The sequence below is a fragment of the Nonomuraea sp. NPDC050680 genome, assembly GCF_040654555.1.
Taxonomy (GTDB): Bacteria; Actinomycetota; Actinomycetes; order Streptosporangiales; family Streptosporangiaceae; genus Nonomuraea.
The window spans coordinates 33,533-52,070 of record NZ_JBFAIF010000016.1 but is presented as its reverse complement, the minus strand read 5'-3'; the positions used below and the strand labels follow the sequence as shown (position 1 = coordinate 52,070).

At 68.6% G+C, this 18,538-nt stretch carries 24 protein-coding genes and 1 pseudogene; 3 read left to right on the top strand and 22 right to left on the bottom strand.

The window, feature by feature from the left end; translation table 11 throughout:
* The first annotated feature begins 88 nt into the window (after positions 1–88).
* Positions 89–469: a metalloregulator ArsR/SmtB family transcription factor gene (locus AB0H88_RS37710; protein ID WP_357653123.1), complete on the top strand. Its 381-nt coding sequence runs from the start codon at positions 89–91 to the stop codon at positions 467–469.
* A gap of 18 nt (positions 470–487) precedes the next feature.
* Here AB0H88_RS37710 and AB0H88_RS37705 read toward each other — a convergent pair whose 3' ends face one another.
* From AB0H88_RS37705 to AB0H88_RS37610, 20 genes and pseudogenes are all read right to left on the bottom strand, one after another.
* Positions 488–2,254, bottom strand: a complete 1,767-nt coding sequence (locus AB0H88_RS37705) for a hypothetical protein (protein ID WP_357653121.1) — start codon at positions 2,252–2,254, stop codon at positions 488–490.
* 63 nt (positions 2,255–2,317) lie between these two features.
* Positions 2,318–3,127: a hypothetical protein gene (locus tag AB0H88_RS37700; protein ID WP_357653119.1), complete on the bottom strand. Its 810-nt coding sequence runs from the start codon at positions 3,125–3,127 to the stop codon at positions 2,318–2,320.
* Between the two features lie 78 nt (positions 3,128–3,205).
* A complete protein-coding gene (locus AB0H88_RS37695; protein WP_357653117.1) occupies positions 3,206–3,610 on the bottom strand; it encodes an arsenate reductase ArsC in 405 nt (134 codons plus the stop codon).
* A 31-nt stretch (positions 3,611–3,641) separates the two neighbouring features.
* Positions 3,642–4,292, bottom strand: a complete 651-nt coding sequence (locus tag AB0H88_RS37690; protein ID WP_357653115.1) for an arsenate reductase ArsC — start codon at positions 4,290–4,292, stop codon at positions 3,642–3,644.
* 2 nt (positions 4,293–4,294) lie between these two features.
* Positions 4,295–4,975, bottom strand: coding sequence for a MarR family transcriptional regulator (locus AB0H88_RS37685; protein ID WP_357653113.1), 681 nt, complete (start codon positions 4,973–4,975; stop codon positions 4,295–4,297).
* Positions 4,976–5,022: 47 nt separating this feature from the next.
* The gene (locus AB0H88_RS37680; protein WP_357653111.1) at positions 5,023–5,736 is read right to left on the bottom strand and encodes an MIP/aquaporin family protein; all 714 of its coding nucleotides are present in this window, start codon (positions 5,734–5,736) and stop codon (positions 5,023–5,025) included.
* On the bottom strand, positions 5,733–6,080 hold the full coding sequence (locus tag AB0H88_RS37675) for a metalloregulator ArsR/SmtB family transcription factor (protein ID WP_357653109.1): 348 nt from the start codon (positions 6,078–6,080) through the stop codon (positions 5,733–5,735). Before AB0H88_RS37675 ends, AB0H88_RS37680 begins: the two co-directional genes overlap by 4 nt.
* A gap of 155 nt (positions 6,081–6,235) precedes the next feature.
* A pseudogene (locus AB0H88_RS37670) lies at positions 6,236–6,388 on the bottom strand (PEP-utilizing enzyme); the annotation flags it as partial.
* 70 nt (positions 6,389–6,458) lie between these two features.
* A complete protein-coding gene (locus AB0H88_RS37665) occupies positions 6,459–6,986 on the bottom strand; it encodes a hypothetical protein (RefSeq protein WP_357653107.1) in 528 nt (175 codons plus the stop codon).
* A 22-nt stretch (positions 6,987–7,008) separates the two neighbouring features.
* Positions 7,009–7,359 (bottom strand): DUF3703 domain-containing protein, encoded by a 351-nt coding sequence (locus tag AB0H88_RS37660; RefSeq protein WP_357653105.1) that lies wholly within the window; start codon positions 7,357–7,359, stop codon positions 7,009–7,011.
* Positions 7,356–8,078: a cation transporter gene (locus tag AB0H88_RS37655; RefSeq protein WP_357653102.1), complete on the bottom strand. Its 723-nt coding sequence runs from the start codon at positions 8,076–8,078 to the stop codon at positions 7,356–7,358. Before AB0H88_RS37655 ends, AB0H88_RS37660 begins: the two co-directional genes overlap by 4 nt.
* On the bottom strand, positions 8,075–8,536 hold the full coding sequence (locus AB0H88_RS37650; RefSeq protein WP_357653099.1) for a metalloregulator ArsR/SmtB family transcription factor: 462 nt from the start codon (positions 8,534–8,536) through the stop codon (positions 8,075–8,077). Before AB0H88_RS37650 ends, AB0H88_RS37655 begins: the two co-directional genes overlap by 4 nt.
* Before the next feature lie 121 nt (positions 8,537–8,657).
* Positions 8,658–8,930 (bottom strand): hypothetical protein, encoded by a 273-nt coding sequence (locus AB0H88_RS37645; protein WP_357653097.1) that lies wholly within the window; start codon positions 8,928–8,930, stop codon positions 8,658–8,660.
* Positions 8,931–9,037: 107 nt separating this feature from the next.
* On the bottom strand, positions 9,038–9,613 hold the full coding sequence (locus AB0H88_RS37640) for a hypothetical protein (protein ID WP_357653095.1): 576 nt from the start codon (positions 9,611–9,613) through the stop codon (positions 9,038–9,040).
* 423 nt (positions 9,614–10,036) lie between these two features.
* Positions 10,037–10,987 carry a M56 family metallopeptidase gene (locus tag AB0H88_RS37635; RefSeq protein ID WP_357653094.1) on the bottom strand — a complete coding sequence of 317 codons (951 nt, stop codon included), beginning with the start codon at positions 10,985–10,987 and terminating at the stop codon, positions 10,037–10,039.
* Positions 10,984–11,355 carry a BlaI/MecI/CopY family transcriptional regulator gene (locus tag AB0H88_RS37630; protein ID WP_357653092.1) on the bottom strand — a complete coding sequence of 124 codons (372 nt, stop codon included), beginning with the start codon at positions 11,353–11,355 and terminating at the stop codon, positions 10,984–10,986. Before AB0H88_RS37630 ends, AB0H88_RS37635 begins: the two co-directional genes overlap by 4 nt.
* Positions 11,356–11,366: 11 nt before the next feature.
* A complete protein-coding gene (locus AB0H88_RS37625; protein ID WP_357653090.1) occupies positions 11,367–11,594 on the bottom strand; it encodes an SHOCT domain-containing protein in 228 nt (75 codons plus the stop codon).
* Positions 11,595–11,931: 337 nt separating this feature from the next.
* A complete protein-coding gene (locus AB0H88_RS37620) occupies positions 11,932–13,161 on the bottom strand; it encodes a GNAT family N-acetyltransferase (RefSeq protein ID WP_357653088.1) in 1,230 nt (409 codons plus the stop codon).
* A gap of 11 nt (positions 13,162–13,172) precedes the next feature.
* Positions 13,173–13,508 carry a metalloregulator ArsR/SmtB family transcription factor gene (locus AB0H88_RS37615; protein ID WP_357653086.1) on the bottom strand — a complete coding sequence of 112 codons (336 nt, stop codon included), beginning with the start codon at positions 13,506–13,508 and terminating at the stop codon, positions 13,173–13,175.
* A gap of 346 nt (positions 13,509–13,854) precedes the next feature.
* Complete coding sequence (locus AB0H88_RS37610) at positions 13,855–13,995, bottom strand: hypothetical protein (RefSeq protein ID WP_357653083.1); 141 nt, start codon at positions 13,993–13,995, stop codon at positions 13,855–13,857.
* 834 nt (positions 13,996–14,829) lie between these two features.
* Here AB0H88_RS37610 and AB0H88_RS37605 point away from each other — a divergent pair.
* A complete protein-coding gene (locus AB0H88_RS37605) occupies positions 14,830–15,255 on the top strand; it encodes a hypothetical protein (RefSeq protein ID WP_357653081.1) in 426 nt (141 codons plus the stop codon).
* Between the two features lie 5 nt (positions 15,256–15,260).
* Here the strand turns inward: AB0H88_RS37605 and AB0H88_RS37600 are convergent, their stop codons facing one another.
* Both AB0H88_RS37600 and AB0H88_RS37595 read right to left on the bottom strand, forming a co-directional pair.
* On the bottom strand, positions 15,261–16,184 hold the full coding sequence (locus AB0H88_RS37600) for a dihydrofolate reductase family protein (RefSeq protein WP_357653079.1): 924 nt from the start codon (positions 16,182–16,184) through the stop codon (positions 15,261–15,263).
* Positions 16,184–17,389, bottom strand: a complete 1,206-nt coding sequence (locus tag AB0H88_RS37595; protein ID WP_357653076.1) for a hypothetical protein — start codon at positions 17,387–17,389, stop codon at positions 16,184–16,186. The genes AB0H88_RS37600 and AB0H88_RS37595 overlap by 1 nt, the downstream gene beginning before the upstream one ends.
* A 199-nt stretch (positions 17,390–17,588) precedes the next feature.
* On the opposite strand from AB0H88_RS37595, the gene AB0H88_RS37590 reads away from it, so the two are divergent.
* A complete protein-coding gene (locus tag AB0H88_RS37590; protein WP_357653074.1) occupies positions 17,589–18,536 on the top strand; it encodes a thymidylate synthase in 948 nt (315 codons plus the stop codon).
* Positions 18,537–18,538: the final 2 nt, after the last annotated feature.

Sequence of the window (18,538 nt, the reverse complement as noted above, 5' to 3'; positions counted from 1 at the left end):
CTGTCTGATCGCCGCCGCGTCACTGGCCGCCTCCCACCGCCTATCATTTAGACAGATATCGAACCACCCCCGGACCGGAGGCTCTCGCATGACCCCCACCACCCTGCCCCTCGCCCCGAGCAAGGACGTGCAGGCCGGGCCATGCTGCGCGCCCATCGCCCGCGAGCCACTTACCGAAGACGACGCGGCCGAGCTGGCCGCGCTGCTTAAGGCTGTGGCCGATCCCGTCCGGCTGCGGCTGCTGTCGATGATCGGCTCCCATCCCGGTGGCGAGGCGTGCGTGTGCGACCTGACCGACGTCTTCGACCTGACCGCGCCCACTATCAGCCACCACCTGAAAGTGCTGCGCACCGCCGGGTTGATCGGCAGTGAACGGCGCGGTACCTGGGTCTACTACTGGATCATCCCGGCCCAGGTGGCCCGGCTCGGTGCACTGTTCACCCCGCTGACCGAGCCCACGCACGCCTGAGCCCCGGCCGCCTGCCCCTTATCCGCTCGGCGGCGTGCCGTCCCGCGCGGCGAGGGCGGCGATCGCCTCAGCGGCCGAGACCGCGGTGATGATGGCTCTGTTGGTGGAGCCCGGCAGCAAGCGGATGCTGTCACCGCCCTGGGCCGCCGCCGCTTCGGCGGGGTCGGCGATCCGCGCGGCGAGGTAGGTCACGCACCGGTACATGCCCAAGGGGATCTGGCGGCCGCCCACCTGCGCGTGCAGCCCATGCATGACGGCGACCGGGAACTCCCCCTCGGCGGGCGGCAGTCCGACATCAGCGGGAATCGGGAAGTCCGCATACGTCCATGTCGCCTCGATCTGAGGACCCCGCAGCAGCCGGGCCAAATGCACGAGCTGCCTGAGTTCTTCATCGGAGGTGCGGCCCGGCTCCGGGATCACGATGCGCTGGTAGCTGTGGGCCTGAATCACCTGCAACGCCTCCAGGATCCGGACCTGCCGGCGGGCCTGCACCGCCAGCCCGGACTCCTCGGGCTGCCAGCGGGGCGCATACGCCGGTCCGCCGCGCACGGCCAGCAGGACTGTGTTCTCCGGGACGAAATCCGTGAGCAGGCGCATCGCCGGCAGCACGTCGGCAGGTGTCTTCCCGGCCAGATCATCCAGGTCCACGTGCAGGCGGAAGGTGTCGTGGTCGCCAGCGTTGACCAGGAAGTGCAGCTGTAGCAAGCCGCTGGGGTCGTGGCCGGCCAGCCAGGTGCCGGGGCCGTCCACGCCGCGCGAGGCGCGCACGCCGACCAGGTCCAGCGCGTGCAGGACGGCACCGTCCGCGGCGATCAGGCGGACCTCCAGGTCAGGGCGATCGCCGGCCGCGCCGGCGTGGACGATGAAGCTCAGCCGGCCAGGGCCCGACTCGCTGGGCAATCCGGGCGGTCCTGAGGTCTGGGTGATCGCGCCGTCGATGTCGGCGAAGGGGGCGCCGTACTGGAGGAACTCCTCCACCGCCTGTTGCTCGGCCGAATCGACGGGGACCTGCAGGCTGAACGAGCCGGTGATCGGGCGAAGCTGAAACGACTCCACCGCTCGCGCCACCAGCCGCATCACCAGGTAGTGCCGCTCATTGAGCTGCAGGTAGCGGACGAAGGCGGTCAGGTCCTCGCGGTGCATGTCGGCGTCCCAGGGCTGCTCGGCCATCCGACCTTCGCGCACCTCGAACTCGTAGCGGTAGAACGGGTCGACGTCGGTCAACGCTGCGGCCAGGCCCTCATAGCGTTCGATCGCGGTCGTCAGCAGATTCTCCGCCGGAGCGCGCGCCGGGTCGGGCATGTCCCGTCCGCCCTGCAATGCCTGCGCCATCAGGTGCTGGATCCGCTCGCCGCCGTCGCCGAAGTAGTACGCGATCAGCGCGGGATGGTCGGCCGCCATGCCGTCGAGATGGTCGCGATCCATCCAGCCGACGCGCAGGCCGCTGCCCGCGGTCAGCCGCTCCAGCCACTCCAGCCGTTCGTGGGTGGGATTCCACGGCGTGACCAGCGTCCACGAGCGGACCGGTAGCACCGGCAGCGTCTCGTCCACGAAGCGCTGCCAGGACTCCTCAACGTCGGTCACCTGCCGCGAGGTCAGCGGCCGGCAGAAGCGCTTGACCTGATAGATGTCGTAACCGTCCGGGTTGGCGACCCGGATATCTACCCCGCGATCCCCGCGTGAGGGAGTAATGCGATTGCCGTGCGGATGCCGCAGCAGCAGCATCGCCGCGACGAACTCCTCCACCGTCTCGCCCGGTAAGCGCTCCCAGTTCACCAGCGTCATGCACCCCAGCAAACCACCCATCACCGACACTCGTCCGGCGCTGCGGCGGGCCAGCGTGGGGGTTCAGCGATAGGAGATGCCGCGTGCCTGCAGCAGCTCGAATCCCTGCTTCACCATGAGCACGGCCGCGACGGTGCACCAGTACAGGCCGCTGATCGAACCGGTGACGCGCACGAGCGCCACGTCCTGGTTGCGCGCCACGATGTCCTTATCCAGCATCGCCAGCGTGCCGTAGGCGTCGCCGTGGGCCAGCGCGCTGCAGCCGCTCCAGACCAGCTGCGTCAGGTCGGCTCCCAGCGTGGTCTGCTCGCCCGCGCCGCGCACGATCTCGGTGTAGCTGGGCGTCGTCTTCACCGTGGCCCTGGCCTGTTCCTCGGTCAGGCCCGCCGCGACGAGCAGATCGGTCAGTCGCTGCAGCCGCTCCTGCTGAGTCTGCGATGCGGGTTGCTGGGTCAGGGCCCGCATGCGAAAGGAGTCCTTGGTCTCCTTGGCCTGTAATCCCAGGCGGCGGCTCACCCGAGTCAGCCGGTCCTTCGGACCCAGCAGCCAGACCGCACGGGCCGCGTTCTCGATCGCCCCGCGCAGCAGCGAGGACTGGGCGTGCGTGTGGATACGCACCTCGCGGTGCTCGCCATGCAGATTACCCAGAAGCGACGAGCGCAGACAGCCCAGATGATCCACCGACACGGTCAGCGCGTGCCAGACGGCGTGGGACACCTGAAAGGGGTCGGTCTTGGCATCGTCGCCGGCCAGAGAGCTCCGAGGGTCGGCCTGCCAGGCACGCGAGTCCTCACCGGTGAGCTGCTGCCACGGCTCGATGCGCTCCAGCCAGCTGATCAGCCGGCGCAGATCCCGCTGTTCGATGGTATCCACCTCTGGGACGGTACGCGGCCCCCCGCCCGCGGTGCGAGACGTTTTCCCCGGTCCTGCGGCCGATAGGCGGGCCGGTCGTCAGGCGGGTAGCAGGTCGGCTGTCAGCTTGCCGACGCGTTCCTTGATCTGGTCTCGGATCGCCCGGACGGCGTCGATGCCCTGCCCGGCCGGGTCGTCGAGCTTCCAGTCCTCATATCGCTTACCGGGGAAGATGGGGCAGGCGTCGCCGCAGCCCATGGTGATGACCGCGTCCGAGGCTTCTACGGCGTCGACGGTGAGGATCTTGGGCTGCTGGTCGGTGATGTCGATGCCGACTTCGCGCATGGCCTCGACCGCAACCGGGTTGATGTGATCGGCGGGCGCCGAGCCCGCCGATCGGACCTCGATGCGATCCCCGGCGAGATGGCGGAGCCAGCCGGCGGCCATCTGGGAGCGGCCGGCATTGTGGACGCAGACGAACAGGACGCTGGGGGTGTCGCTCACGGGTGGATACCTTCCTTGGGGTGGTCTGGCTTCAGGTCGCGGGGACTTCAAGGTCGTCGAGGAGGTGGCGGACGCGGCGTTCGATCTCGTCACGGATGGGCCGCACATCCTGCACGCTTCTGCCCGCCGGGTCGTCCAGTTCCCAGTCCAGGTAGCGCTTGCCCGGGTAGACGGGGCAGGCGTCGCCACAGCCCATCGTGACGACGACGTCGGCGGCGCGGATGACCTCCTCGGTCCAGGGCTTGGGGAACTCGCGGGAGATGTCGATGTCCCGCTCGGCCATGGATGCCACTGCGGCGGGGTTGATCTCGCTAGCGAACTCCGAGCCGCCGGACCAGGCCACCGCGCGCTCGCCGGCCAGGTGCTGGAAGAAGCCCATCGCCATCTGGGAGCGTCCGGCGTTGTGAACGCACAGGAACAGCACGACGGGCCGTCCGTCGCTGTGCCCCTCGACCTTGGCTAGGGCGTGCAGGCGCTGGCGGGCGAAGCGTTCGGCCAGGAGCGGCAGATAGTTGGGGATCTTCCCATGCACGGCGAACTGGTCGTAGCTGGTGTGGAGGAACCGTTCGATGGTCTCGGTGCCGAAGGTGCCGGTGAATTCCTCTGCCAGGCGCCGGGCGGCGGTGAGCAGGGCATGCTGCTGGTCGATGGATAGGTCTGGGTGGCGGTAGGTCTGGGGCATGGCTACTCCCTGGGGGGATGTACGGCGTGTGCCAGCCGTTCGACGCGGTCGGCGATGTCGGTGTAGGCCCGTTCGAAGTCGTCGTCGCTTCCGGCGCGGACCGGGTCGGGGATGGACCAGTGCAGCCGATCGACGCCGGTGAGCTGTTCGTGGGCGGTGTCGCAGACGGCCACGACCAGGTCGTCGGGTCGCACCGTCTGCTCGACGTGGCGGGTTGCGGCCCGTCCCAGATCAAGTCCGTGACGGTGGGCCAGCGCGACCGTCCGGGGATGGACGTGTGGGGCGGGCTGGGTCCCTGCGGAGGTGGCGGGTACGGCGCTGGTGTGGCTCCACAGGGCGGCGGCCAGTTGGGAGCGGGCGGAGTTGTGGGTGCAGACGAACACGATGCGCGGAGCGCGTCGGACCGCGGCGGGCACCAGGCCGGACAGGGATTGCGGGACCAGGCGCAGGTAGGTGCGTCTGCGGTCGCCTTCAGAGCGGCGGCGCTCGATCACGCCCGCCTCCTGCAACTGTTTCAGGTGGTGGGCGAGCAGGTTGGTGGGCAGGCCGAGCACCTGGCCGAGCTCGCCTGGGGACGCGTCGCCCAGCAGGAGCCGGTCCACGATGGACAGCCGGCCCGGGTCGCCGAGCGCGGCGTGTACTCGTGCCCGGCCCTCCAGCGTGGAAGAAGCGTCAATGTTCATTGAGTCAATGATTATTGAGCTATCCCTTCGCGTCAAGTGGCCGGTGCTCAGCGCCCGTCTTGATGGGGAATGACCGGCTCTGCGGTACCCGCTGCAGGACTGCCGAACAGACCGTGCACCAGTGCCAACCCGATAACGCCGCCAACCAGCTGGGCCGCGACGAAGCCGGGCAGCGAGGCGGGAGCGATGCCAGCGAAGGTGTCGGAGAAGGCGCGGCCGATGGTGACGGCCGGGTTGGCGAAGCTGGTGGAGGACGTGAACCAGTAGGCCGCCCCGATGTAGCCGCCCACTGCCAGCGGCGCCACGGCCGTGCGGCCCGACCTGGTCAGGCAGAAGATCACCAGCACCAGGCCCGCGGTCGCCACGAGCTCGCCCAGCCACAGGTGCGCGCTTGACCGTTGCGTGCTCGACCAGGTGATCGCGGGCTTGTCGAACATCGCGTTGGCCAGCACCGCACCGCCGATCCCGCCCAGCACCTGGGCGACGACGTAGCCGCCGAGCTCGCCCACCGACAGGCCGACCCCGGTACGCCGTCCCTGCCACCAGTCGGCCAGCGACACCACTGGGTTGAAGTGCGCGCCGGAGACCGGCCCCAGTACGACGATGAGCACGGCCAGGCCGAAGACGGTCGCGGTGGAGTTCTCCAGCAGTTGCAGGCCCACGTCGCGCGGGGACAACGTCTGGGCCATGATGCCCGACCCCACCACCACGGTCACCAGCAACGCGGTGCCGAGAGACTCGGCCAGTAGACGGCGCTTCACCCGTTCACCTCGGCAGGCGCCGCCAGCAGTGCCGACAGCTCGGCGAGCCGTTCAGGCACGATCCGGTAATACACCCAGGAAGCCCGCCGCTCACTGGTGAGCAGGCCAACGTCCTTGAGCACCTTGAGGTGGTGGCTGATCGTCGGCTGGGACAGGTCGAAGCTGGCCGTCAGGTCGCATACGCACGCTTCGCCACCTTGGTGGCTGGCCACGATCGACACGATGCGTAGCCGTACCGGATCTCCCAGCGCCTTGAACGCCCGCGCCAGCCCCAACGCCTGATCCTCGCCGAGCGGCTCGCGCGCCAGCGGCGAGCAGCAGTCCAGGATCTTCAACGCATCCATGGACATCAATATTGATGGACATGGATATCGGTAGCGTGACGCCAGGATGAACGCCAGATGGACGCGTCTTCATGTTGTCCCTGTGACCGTTCACGATGCCGAGCCGGTCGCCGTGCGGCATCGATACATAGACAGATACCTGTGTCGTGTCGGGATCACATCTCTACGACGCCTCGGCCCCCGTCGACCGTCACTACTTGTCCGTCGGGTAGTCGTACGGTGGCGTCTCCTGCGGCGACGACGGCGGGGATGCCGTACTCGCGGACGATCAGCGAGGCGAGGGCGACCAGTGTGCCACCGTCGGTCCCGACGGCGGCAACGCCGAGCTCCTCTCAGGACTACTCCTCTGAGGCCGGCCAACAGACGGCGCGGCTCACGTCAGCTGAGCGCCCTCAGCACGGCGAACAAGCCGGCGGCGATGGCCGCGCCGACGGAGCAGACGATGATGCCCTTGGCGAAGCCGCGCAGGTGGAAGCCGAGGTCGCGGCAGTCGGGCATGTTTTCGGTGCCGGGCAGTACGACCAGGGCGGGCCGCCAGGTGACTACCACGAGCCAGTCGAGCACGATCAGGTCGAACAGGTTGAAGGTCTGCAGGATGATCCAGGCGTAGACGAAGGCGACCAGCACTCCGGCGCCGGGGGCGAGCCTGGCCAGGTGCGTCAGTGCGATGGCGAGGATGGCCACCACGCCGATGGCGACGATGAGACCGGACAGGCGGGCCACCCGCTGCCCGCGTGGGCTTTTCGGGCCATAGCGGTCGCGGATGGCGGGCGGGTAGTCCTGCACCATGAAGTCGCGGGCGGCCAGCGCCCCGCCGAACAAGACGGCGGTGAACAGCGCGCTGACCGCCAGTCCGTAGGTGAGCGCCCAGCCTGTCAGCGCCGCCCACGGGGTTGCCTGTTCCACAGGCGTACTCCCTTGCTCAGGTTCAGGCGGCCTGCAGCATGGCTGCCAGATCGTCGGGGACGGGCATGGGCTGGGTGAGGCCGACGGTGGCGCGGCCGGTGTTGCCCTCGGGGTATCGGCCCAGCGCGGAGCCGGGCGCCGCGACGATGATGCGGATCACCTGGCCGAGCGCCTCGCGGCGGTCGCGTTGGCGGACGGCGAGGGTGAACATCGCGATGTGGTTGGCTGTGTGCGGCCAGGGCCAGGGCTGGGACAGGATGTGGGCGCGTTCCAGGTGATACCACCGCGCCTGCGCCGTGGTGGCGGTGCGGGCGGTGTGCATCTCGGCCTGGTAGGCGGCCCGCACCCGCGCGGGCATCGGGCGGCCGATCATCGCTTGTCCTTCTGGGCGGATGAGCAGCAGCCGTCCGCGCAGCCGTCAGCTTCGGAGAGCGTGCCGCCGGACACGGGCTCGGGCAGGGTGGCGGTGGGAACGGCGCAGCAGGCGTCTCCGCGCCAGGTTTCGCGGCCTTCCTTGACCGCGACGGCGGCGATGACCAGGGCGGCGATCGGGTCGGCCCAGGACCAGCCGAACAGGCTGTTGAGTGCCAGCCCGACGAGTAGCACGCCGGACAGGTAGGTGCACAGCAGGGTTTGCTTGGAGTCGGCGACCGCGGAGGCGGAGCCGAGTTCGCGGCCGGCGCGGCGTTGGGCGTGCGACAGGAACGGCATGATGACCAGGCTCAGGGCGGCCAGGATCAGTCCGGGGGTGGAGTGTTCGGCCTCGCCGGCGCCCAGCAGCGCGCGTACGGCGTCGACGGTGACGTAGGCGGCCAGAGCGAAGAAGGAGATCGCGATGACGCGCAGCGCGGTCTTCTCCCGTGCCTCGTGGTCGGTGGCGGAGAACTGCCAGGCGACCGCGGCGGCGGAAGCGACCTCGACGATGGAGTCGAGGCCGAAGCCGATGAGGGCGGCTGAGGAGGCGATGGTGCCGGCGGTGATGGCCACCGCCGCTTCGATCACGTTGTAGGTGATGGTGGCGGTCACCAGCAGCCGGATCCGGCGCTGCAGTAAGGTCCGCCGGTCCGGGGCGGGCAGGTTCAGCGTGGTCACGACACTGCATCCCCTTCGACCTGCCGACCGGTCAGCTGGCCGAGGTCGTGGTCGAGCTCGGCCGCCAGACCACTGGGAGTGGCGGTCGCGCCGGTCGGCTTAGTGCTGGGCTCCGGACACAGCGTCACGGCGTGGCCGGTGGCGGCCAGCAGCTGCTCGGCGGAGGCCAGCAGATCCATCAGCTCGGGCCGGGTCAGGGAGTAGAACGACTGCCGCCCTTCGGCGCGGTAGTCCACCAGGTCGCAGTCACGCAGGCAGGCCAGGTGCTTGGACACCGTGGACTGGGCCAGCCCGAGTTCGGCGGTCAGGTCGACCACGCGGGCCTCGCCGCGGGCCAGCCGGGCCACGATGCGCAGCCGGGTTTCGTCGGCCAGGGAGTGGAACAGTGCGGCCGCCGGGGGGATGCCGGCGGCGATGTCGGCGCTGACGCAGGGGCCAGCATCACTATCAATCGTCATATGACGATGATAGTCCGATATCGCTATGTCATGGCAAGAGTGGGGCGACATCCGATTTTCACGATCTTCTGGCGGCTTGCGCCCGGATGCCGCCCCGAGGTGGAAGCGATCAGGTGTGGGGTCAGGGGCGGGCGGCGTAGAGGAGGCCCTGGTCGATGAGGACGGCGGCCAGCAGGCCGGCGGCGGCGATGACGGCCAGGGACCCGGACAGCGGCATGGCCGGGCGGCGGGCCATGTCTCCTGCGGCCAGCACGCTGGGCAAGACGATGCGCTCCAGCGAGGCTCCCGGTCCTTCCAGTCGCTCGATCGGCTCGGGCCGCACGGCGATGCCCCGTTCGGTCAGTATCGCCTGCTGCTCGGCCGAGGGCGGCGCGCCACCGCCGGTGCACAGCACCGCCGCGTCGAGCCGTCGGCCAGTGTCACGGCGAAGTCGTCGCGCTCCCCCTGGCCTGTACCGCTTGCCCTTCTGCGACGCGTACGGCGGTCAGCGTCGGCTCGGTGTTACTCGCCAGGCTGGAACTGGTAGGTCGCCGGAGGTGTGAAGGAAGGGTCGGGCTTGCCGTACACCAGGGCGATCTGCATGTGGGGCTTCAGCACGATCGCGGCCGGGTCGCCGCTGGTCTGCTTGCCGTTGACGTAGGCGGCGAGCGTCTTGCCGCCTCCGGCCTTGAGCGCGCCGATCTGACTGGGCGTCAGCGTGACGCTCCACTCCTTGAAGATCTGGCCCAGGGTGTAGGTGTCGCCCTTCTTGTCGGCCTCGATATGGATCACCCCGTTGGGGTCATGGGTGTGCAGGGCCGTCATCTGTCCCGTCTGAGGGTCGATCCCGATGTCGGCGGCCACGGGAACCGGCTTGCCGTCAACGAAGACGTCGAGGTGGGCGTGGTAATGCTCGGCCATACCCATCGGGCCGATGCTCAGGCCCGCCGCCTTGACTCCTGGATAGGGATCGGCGGGAGCCGGCCACGGCGGCGAACCGCCGTCCGATGGCGTCACGGCCACGGTTGTGGCCGTGCTCTGCCTGTCCGGCACGAGGCCGTAGGCGCATCCCGCCAGGACCACCGTCGCGACGATCAAGACAATCACGGTAGTCAACATGCGGCGACGCCGCTGGTGTGCGCGCACTGGTGTCAGGTACTGCTGGACCTGGTCAGCCTGGTTCAGAGACATCGGGCACCTCCCCCTGACGCACGCCTATGTGCCTTAGTTACACCTAACCATCTTAGGCGAACAGTGTGAGCTCACTTCGTCGGGGACCCGCTGGACTCCGCCGTTCGCCCAGGGGCGACGGCGCCACGGGCGCATATCGCCGCAGGGTGAATGCCGACCCTCCGGATCATCCCGGTGCCGGTTCCCCGTTCGGCGCCCTGGCGGACCTGCCAGAAGACGCTTAATCGGTGTTTCGCTTCACCACGCGGCAGGGGAGCGGGGTACAGGCCACGAGGGCCTGACCGCACGTCGGGGCGCCGCTTGGCGCCGCCGTCCTCGTTGGCGCCTGGATCAGCGCATGAAACAGCAGTTCATGCCGATCGCGACGACGGCCGGTACGGCCGCGATCACCAGGGGTGCCGCCATTGCCGCGCGGGCCAGGATGCCGATGGCGAGGGTGGCGGTCGTGCGGAGCGGCGGTGAGTGAGCCAGCAGCCGGCGCACCCGCTGCCCCGTGTGATGGGTAGCCGCCGCCAGCGCCGGGGCAGGCGTCCTCTGGTCGCTGGCCAGCGTGAGCAGAGCGTCGGCGACGGTCAGCCGGTCGGACGCTTGGACAGCGGCGTCGTCGGCCGCCAGCTCGGCCAGCCGATCAATCTCCTGCTCGGCCGTAGCGAACAGGGCGATGAACGGGAACGCCCGTCTCAACCCTCGGGCGGTGGCGGTGAGCAGATGGTGACGCCCGCGAAGGTGCGCCCGCTCGTGGGCGAGCACCGCCGCCAACTGCCGGTCATCCAGAGCGGCCAGTGCCGAGGTGGTCAGCACGATCGGGCCGCCACGGCCGGGCAGGCAATAGGCGAGGGCCGCGTCGTGATCCACGACGAGCACGCCGAGCCGGGCGTCACGGCGGGCGACCATCTGCAGGACGGTCAGATGCCGGTGCCGCTCCCACCAGGCGAACATCAGCTCCGCGCCGAGGCTGTACATCAGCCGCGCCGTGATCGCGATAGAGGCCACCAGAGCGGCAGTGACGACCAGAGCGCCTTGCGGAGTGGCGTAGGAGTCGCGCAGCATCATCACGCACGCGTTCAGCGCCTGCGCCAGACCGGCACCGAACGCGCTGGCGGGCACAACCACCGTCAGCCCGGCCAGCATCGCCGCGCCGATCACCGCGACCGTCAGCGACTGCCAGGCCGCGATGGCCAGCCGCGGTGCCCGCTCCGCCCATGAGACCCGCCGCAGCAGCGATGGCCCCACCGCGGCCAGCATGACCGCATAGGCCGCCAGCGCCACGGCGGTGTTCATGGCGCCGGCTCGCTGGACCTGGCTGCCTCCAGCGCGGCTCGCAGCTCGTCGATTTCGGCCTGATCCATCTGCTCGACGAAGCGCGCGAGGGCGGCTCCGCGGTCCGGGCTGGTCTGCAGGGCGGTAGCCATCAGGCCGGCGACGTAGTCTTCTCGGCTGGCCTTGGCCCAGTAGTCATAGCGCCGCCCCTGAAGCTGGCGCTCCACCCACCCCTTGCGATACAGGATGTCCATCACCGTCTGCACGGTGGTGAAGGCCGGCTCCCGGTCAGGGCTGAGCCGGGCCAGGACCTCCCGCACCGGCAGCGGCCCGTCGGCCGCCCACACCACATCCATGATCGCGGCCTCCAGCTCACCGAATCTGCGCACCGCGCCTCTCCTCAACCTTCCAGGTCCACCTTGCGCTGCAGGAATTCCTCGCGCTCGATCTCCCCGGCCACATACCGGTGGCGCAACTCCTCCTGCGCGGTGTCGACCTGCAGCTGCTGGTTTCCCCCGGCCTTGGCGGTCATGGAGCGCACCAGCCACACCGTTGCGGCCACCATCAGCGCTAGTACCGCCAAAGCACCCACAACCCACAAGAGCATGGCGGCCCCCATGGCACTCATATCGCACATCATGGTCACCTCGAGCCTGCGTCACACTTTCGCCTAAGCTCTATAGGCCAATCTATCCCTCGGCCATCGCCCTGCTCGCCACCGGCTCGCTTTTGGGGGCTGCCTGGGCGAGCGCCTTCCTCGCAGCCCTGGCCGATCCCGACGCTGGGCAGGCTGCTCTACAACGCGGGCCTGGTGATGATCTTGGCCATTCTCATGATGATGGGACCCGCCGCCCTCAACTGGCCATCGCGGCAGCTGCGACCGCGAGCCTGATCCGCGTCCTGGCCATGATCCGGGGACTGCACGCGGGTCTTACCCGCTAGCCCCGCCGCATCTGGGATCGCCTTTAGTTCCCAGCGGCAGTGCTTCGGCGTTCGATGAAGATGACGTCGCGCCAGACGCCGTGGTGGCGGCCGATCCGCTCGCGGGTGCCGACCACGCGGAAGCCCAACCCCTGGTGCAGCGACAGACTGGCGGTGTTCTCCGGGAAGATCCCCGACTGGATGGTCCACACCCCGGCGTCCTCGCCGGCCGCGATGAACGCCGACAGCAGCGCCCGGCCGATGCCGTGCGCCTGGCAGCCCGGGTGAACGTACACGCTGTGCTCCACAACGCCCGCGTACACCGGTCTGGCCGAGACCGACGAGGCCGCCACCCAGCCAACGATCTCGCCTGTCTCGGTGTCGGCGGCCACAAAACGCAGGTGCGGCAACTTGCCGGCGGTGAACCCTTCCCAACTCGGCGCGACGGTCTCGAAGCTGGCCTGCCCGGTGTCCAGCCCGGCCTGATAGATGGCCAGTACCTGGGCGGCGTCCGCCTCACGCATCGGCCGAATCTCCAGTCCAGGCCCGATGGCGGGCTTGACGGCTTGCACGATGGCCGAATGCACGCCGTCGCCGTGATCGCCGGTCAGCGTGATGTGGATGCCAACGAAACCCGCCCGACCCATTAGTCGGCGGTACTCATCCACTGACAGGGCGCCGGCCACGCAGCCGATCCGCTGCTTCACCGCCGCGCACCGCGTGGGGTCGAGGACGCTGTCGGTGACCACATCGCTCACCCCGAGCCGACCGCCCGGCCGAAGCACCCGAAACGCCTCGGCCAGCACGGCGGCCTTGTCATCGGACAGGTTGATCACGCAGTTGGAGATGACGATGTCGACCGCGTGATCCGGCAGCGGGATCGCCTCGATGGCGCCGCGCAGGAACTCCACATTGTGCACTCCCGCCTGCTCGGCGATGCCGCGGGCCAGCGTGAGCATGTCGGGGCTGGCGTCCAAGCCGTACGCCTTCCCGTGCGGGCCGACCCGGCGGGCCGAGAGCAGCACGTCGATGCCGCCGCCCGAGCCCAGATCCAGGACGGATTCACCAGCGCGCAACTCGGCCACAGCGACCGGGTTTCCGCACCCCAGGCTGGCCCGTACCGCTGCCTCGGGCAGCGCGCTGGTGTCGTCGTATCCGGCGGCACCGAAGCAGCCCTGCTCGAAGGCGCCCGGACCGCAGTCCGCGATAACCCGGCCGGCGGCCGCGGCCCTGGCCAACTGGGAGTAGTGGTCCACGATCTCGTCGTGCGCCATGGCGGTCTCCTTCACTCACAGGTAGGCGCGGCCGGAACGGGTTTGCCCATGACCACGTCGGCGGCGGTCGGGAAGCAACTCACGCAGGCTTCGTTGATCCGATACAGGCTCGAGGTGCCCTGCTTCTCGACCAGCACGAAGCGCACCTCCGCCAAGATCTTCAGATGGTGAGACACGGTGGACTGACCCACGCCGGAGGCAGCCACGATCTCGCCCACGTTCATCGGTGTCCGGCGCCGAGCCAGCAACGACACGATCTGGATCCGAGTGGCGTCGGCCAGCGCCTTGAACCAACTCGCGTACTCCTCTGCTTCGGCCCGCGCCAGAGGTTCCTTGTCACTATCCATCGAAAATCGACGATAGTCGATGAATACGCGAGGCGGAACCCCCTTGCCTGGTCCTCGCATGAGCATCGATAGTCGGGGCTGCCGTCGGCACGGATCACCAGGCAGACACGGGGCCGCTACTGGCGAGCGTGAGGCTGAAGGCGCCGCCGTCGGGGCTGAGGATGCCGAAGATCGCGCTGCGGCAGTGGGGGCTGTCATCGCGGTATTGCCACCGACGCCGCGCCGGAGAACGAGCAACCGGACAGGCCGATCAAATGAAGCTCGGAGGGGGCACGAGACACATAAACGCTGCAGAGGCGGCCGCCCGCGACGGAGCGACCGCCTACATCGTGCAGGCCAGTCGGAGCTAGCGGCGGCCGCTGATGGTGAAGCCGATGTCCGCGCCGGACTTCACCAGGATGACCGTGGCGGCCGTTGCCACGGCCGCGACCCACGCCAGGTGAAGCACCCAAAAGGGCACGTTGATCGTTATGCGGATGCGCTTCATTGCAGGTCCTCCAGGGCCCGTACCTATAGGGAAAGGGGCCCGACCTGCGACGTTCGCGGTATCATGATGCTTGAAGAACATGACGACCGCATCGTGTCGGGGTCGAACCCTGGCTGGTACGTCGTAGCGCCCGACCCCTGCCAGGGGGTCGGGCGCTTTCTGTACCTGCGCCTCAATATACCCTCACGCCTCCCTTCCTGGCGCCATTCCCCGCCATTCCTGATCGGGCTGGCCAGACGGTTGAAGCACGGTGCTTCAAATGCGGCAGGCCACCCAAAGCGTGCAGCAGTAGGACACCCGTTCGCGCGTTGCTCGCGGCAGCCCCGTTGCTAGTTCTCGGAGTTCTGGCGCGGCTAGTTCTGGCACTTGTCACCGCTGTAGTAGCCCGGGGACTTCATGATGGCCATGTCGGGGGACTTCATGATGGACATGACGGGGGACTTCATGATGGACATGACGGGGAACAGCATGATGGAGATGATGGGCTCGCGCGTATTGTGATGATGTGTTTAAGCCGCATCGTAAGTCAGGGCATTAGAAGGGGATTAGTTATGGGGTCTGATTAGCCGGATGACGCTCTTAGAGCCCAGGTGTCGCCGCTAGTCGTATTACTCGACCATGCGGCGCGGCGTTAAAGATAGCCGTAGCGCTAGCCCACAAGATGGCCATAGCGCTGCTCATAGTAAAAACGTTTAACAGTGACTAAGGTGTTGCACCAGCGGGCGTGCGCCGACACGTTGGACAGCGCCTGGCGACACGTTCTCGACACGTTGCGCCAGGCCTGGCGACACGCATTCGAGCGTTGTACCAGGTCAGGCAGCTCGTTTCGACACATTGGACAGCGCCTGGCGACACGTTTTCGACACGCTGACCGTCACGCCCGCCAGCCCTGACGGCAGGTGGATGAACCGCGGCGTTGCCGGGATCGGCTCGGGCAGCTTCCTGGCTGAGGTCGGGCACGAGATCCCTACCGCGCTGCTGTCTTCCCTGCTCACCTCCACTCTCGGCGCGCCCGCCGCAGCCCTCGGCGTCGTCGAGGGCCTGGCTGGCGCGGCGCGCTTTGCTGGCGGCGCGCTGGCGGATGACCCGCATCGACGGCGCACCGTCGCAGTCGGTGGCTACACCACCACCGCAGTGCTCGGCGCGGCCACCGCGATTGCCTCCTCGGTCTGGCAGGTCGGCTTTCCGAACCGGGGCCAGAAGACTCGTCCACCGGGGCCCGGGAGAGCCGTTCAAGCCATCGGCGGGCACAGAGTTTGATGCGGCTAGGGGGAAGAAGAGACGTGATCTTGCTCTGCTCTGTCCCTCCTGGTTGCGCTCACCTTCACGTACCGCGGGAGGCGACTAACGCCCGTGAGATGGAAGCCATCCGGCATCATCAGTTCCTGGACACCGGGCCCCGAGGAGGCGGACGGGCCTCGATCCGGAAGGTAGGCGACGACATGATCCACTAGATCGTCCGCCAGAAAGGGCGCGACCAACTCCGCGCCACCGTCGAGCAGAAGGTGCCGGACTCCGCCCGCGTGGAGCGCCTCCAGGAGCTCTCGATGATCGAACTGATGGGGGTCGGCCGGCAGTCGGATCATGCCTGGCCCATGGCTGCGCGGCGTTGCCTCGTCCAGGCGTCCATCGGCGTCCAGGACGGCATCGGCGGCTAGGAGCAACTCGCGGGAGGAAGGGATGCGCTTGAGCGCTCCGGTCCGCCCTTCTGAGCCCTCGGCGAAGACCCAGGTGAGGACGGGGCGGCTCAGGGCCAGCGAGGTGCGCCATTGACCGAGCACGAGTATGGCTTCCTCAGCTAGCACGTGGGTTTCCACGCTGACCCCGGCCCTCAGCAGCTCGTTCACCCCGCCTGCCCCTCTAGAGGTGGGGTCTATCAGAGCGATGACCACGCGGGCGATCCCGGCGTCGATCAGGAGCTGGCGGCAGGCGGGTGTGTGGCCGGCGTGGTTGCAGGGCTCCAGGGTCACCACGGCTGTCCCGCCCTTTGCCGCGGCGCCGGCGGCCAGCAGAGCGTTCCCCTCGGCGTGCGCTTCGCCCTTGCGGGCGTGGTAGCCCTCGCCGATCGGCTGGCCGACCGCGTCGAGGATCACGCAGCCGACCGGCGGGTTGGGGCTCGTGGAGCTGAGTCCATGGGCGGACAGGGCGATGGCTCGCCGCATGGCCTGGAGTTCGAGGCTGGAGGCCATCAGTTGGCCACCGCGTCAGCGAGGGCCAGCCGGAACGCGGCCACGGACGGGAGTCGGCGATGGATGCTCAACGTGCGCTCGACCGAGGTCAGCACGTTGATGATCCTCACCGAACCGGCGGCCCGAGCGATGTCGAGAGCTTCCCCGGCGGTGGTGGCGGCGTATTCGGGCTCTCCCTGACCGGCATAGGCCGCAGCCATACCGGCCAGGGCCATTCCGCGGTCTCGCCGGTAAACCGCAGGCAAGTCAGGTAGGGCGCTCTCGTAGGTGGCGACCGCGCGGGCGGGCTGCTTCAGCTCCAGCCAGCAGCCGGCGCGCTGGATCTCGACGTAGGCGGGCGTACAGAACGACCCGTGTCCGCCTCGGGCGTCGCCGTCATCGTGCACCGAGGAGGCTAGCGTGTGCGCCTGGTCCAGCTTCCGCTGGCAGGGGCGTTCCTCTCCGTCGAGTGCGTGTCCTTGGGCTTGTTGCTGGATGATCGCCGCTTGCATGGGCGCGGGCAGATCAGTCTGCCGGAGCGCGGAGGTGGCCAGGCCGAGTACGTCACCGGCTCGTCGGTCGCTCATCGCCTGCTGGCTGCCCCGGAACATGGTCCACGCGATCATCTGGTCATCGCCGATCTCGTAGGCCCAGGTGGCCGCCCGGTCGGTCCAGCGTTCGGCCTGCTCCATGTCTCCGGCGTCCTCATGCAGCCATGCCGCCGATTCGGCATACCGAGTTGCCAACCGGAGTACCTCGACGCGGTCGCTTCCGCGGGCGGGGACGAGCAGTTCCTCCAGGACGGTGATCTGCTCGCAGACCGCCGGGATCGTGTGCCGGGGGCCCAGTAGGTTGTCGCGCTGCACCAGCAGGTGCCACTGCTCGCGTAGGTGATCCAGGACGTCGCCGAACTGCTTCCCGGCGGGTATCGAGGCTCGTGCGTTGCGTCGAAGCGGCGTCGCGGTCTTCGGGGCCTGGCCGCCGAACAGCTCAGGCTCGCTCATGTCGAGGGCCTTGCAGAGCAGCATGCGGTCGATGGCGTTGGGTTTGTAGGTGCCTGCCTCCCAGTAGCGGATGTTCCGGCACAGGCTCGCGGTCTTCGCGAGCGGCATGTCGTCCCCGGCGGCCTGGCGCATGCGCCGTACCAGGCCCTTCTGGCTGAGGAGCCGGTCCAGCCTGGCCTGGCGGAGCCGTATGGCCCACTCGGGCGTCACCTGATCATCCATCCGTATGCACCTCACCGCGAAGAGGGAGGGAAGGGGGCGGAAAGCCTTCCTCGTGCTTCCCTCAGTCTCCCCTCCCGCCATGGTGCCTCACCAGGCTGTGATGGATCTGTTCCTGTCCGGCACCGGAGTCACGTTCCGGCCAGGCTGCTCGGTTCGGGGACTCCTTATCGCCCGACACCTGCCCAAGAAGGGGACATCAGTGACGACCATTTCCGGTGGCACGATCACCGAGCTGTTCGCCAGTGCGGTGAGACTGACCATCGACGGGGAGAAGGCCAGTCCGCGCGGCATGGACACGCGTGAGCTACTCGACGTGCGCCTGCTGCTCGGTGACCCTCGCGCGCGTCTGCTCTACGCTCCTCCTGGCCGCGTCTTGAACACCGCCTTCGCCGTCGCCGAGACCGTCTGGATCCTGTCCGGATCCGATGCGCCCTGGATCTACGAGTTCAACAGTCAACTCCGGCAGTACGCCGAGGACGACGGCATCTTACGAGGCGCCTACGGGCCGCGGATGCGCTGCTGGGACGGCCACGTCGACCAGCTCGCCCATGCGCTGGCCACCCTCCAGGGCGACCCCGACTCCCGGCGGGCGGTCATCCAGCTCTACGACCCCGCCCGCGACGCCGGCGGGCATCGGGACGTGCCCTGCACGCTGGGCTACCGCTTCCATCTGCGTCAGGGCCGCCTGCACATGGCCACCACCATGCGGAGCCAGGACCTGTGGACCGGCCTGCCCTACGACATCTTCGCCGCCACCACCCTGCACGAGCTGATGGCCGGTTGGCTGGGTGCCGAGCTGGGCGACTACCACCATCATGTCGACTCCCTCCACTTGTACGAGCGCGACCTGGACAAGGCGGTCGCCGTCCTCCAGCCGGATACGGCGTCCGGGAAGCTCCCCTCGCTGGAGACGCCTTGGGAGGGATTCGACGCCCTGCTGGCCGATGTTCGGTCAGGCCGGCAGGTTCACCACTCCGGATGGGACACCATGGCCGCAGTCCTGGCCAGCTACCAGCAATGGAAGCGTGGCCACCGCGAAGTCGCCGTAGGCAGCGCTGAGGGCATCGGTGGCCCGCTCGGCGAAGGGCTGCGTGCCTGGTACGCGGCCCTGCAGAGCCGGGGCGAATCCGCGCTGTCGGCGCGGTGATT

What these genes read in the sequence shown, in the direction of transcription:
- AB0H88_RS37710 (WP_357653123.1), top strand. Translation starts at nt 89, where the DNA reads ATGACCCCCACCACCCTGCCCCTCGCCCCGAGCAAGGACGTGCAGGCC.
- AB0H88_RS37705 (WP_357653121.1), bottom strand. Translation starts at nt 2,254, where the DNA reads ATGACGCTGGTGAACTGGGAGCGCTTACCGGGCGAGACGGTGGAGGAG.
- AB0H88_RS37690 (WP_357653115.1), bottom strand. Translation starts at nt 4,292, where the DNA reads ATGCCCCAGACCTACCGCCACCCAGACCTATCCATCGACCAGCAGCAT.
- AB0H88_RS37685 (WP_357653113.1), bottom strand. Translation starts at nt 4,975, where the DNA reads ATGAACATTGACGCTTCTTCCACGCTGGAGGGCCGGGCACGAGTACAC.
- AB0H88_RS37675 (WP_357653109.1), bottom strand. Translation starts at nt 6,080, where the DNA reads ATGGATGCGTTGAAGATCCTGGACTGCTGCTCGCCGCTGGCGCGCGAG.
- AB0H88_RS37660 (WP_357653105.1), bottom strand. Translation starts at nt 7,359, where the DNA reads ATGATCGGCCGCCCGATGCCCGCGCGGGTGCGGGCCGCCTACCAGGCC.
- AB0H88_RS37650 (WP_357653099.1), bottom strand. Translation starts at nt 8,536, where the DNA reads ATGACGATTGATAGTGATGCTGGCCCCTGCGTCAGCGCCGACATCGCC.
- AB0H88_RS37635 (WP_357653094.1), bottom strand. Translation starts at nt 10,987, where the DNA reads ATGAACACCGCCGTGGCGCTGGCGGCCTATGCGGTCATGCTGGCCGCG.
- AB0H88_RS37625 (WP_357653090.1), bottom strand. Translation starts at nt 11,594, where the DNA reads ATGAGTGCCATGGGGGCCGCCATGCTCTTGTGGGTTGTGGGTGCTTTG.
- AB0H88_RS37620 (WP_357653088.1), bottom strand. Translation starts at nt 13,161, where the DNA reads ATGGCGCACGACGAGATCGTGGACCACTACTCCCAGTTGGCCAGGGCC.
- AB0H88_RS37615 (WP_357653086.1), bottom strand. Translation starts at nt 13,508, where the DNA reads ATGGATAGTGACAAGGAACCTCTGGCGCGGGCCGAAGCAGAGGAGTAC.
- AB0H88_RS37610 (WP_357653083.1), bottom strand. Translation starts at nt 13,995, where the DNA reads ATGAAGCGCATCCGCATAACGATCAACGTGCCCTTTTGGGTGCTTCAC.
- AB0H88_RS37600 (WP_357653079.1), bottom strand. Translation starts at nt 16,184, where the DNA reads ATGGCCTCCAGCCTCGAACTCCAGGCCATGCGGCGAGCCATCGCCCTG.
- AB0H88_RS37595 (WP_357653076.1), bottom strand. Translation starts at nt 17,389, where the DNA reads ATGGATGATCAGGTGACGCCCGAGTGGGCCATACGGCTCCGCCAGGCC.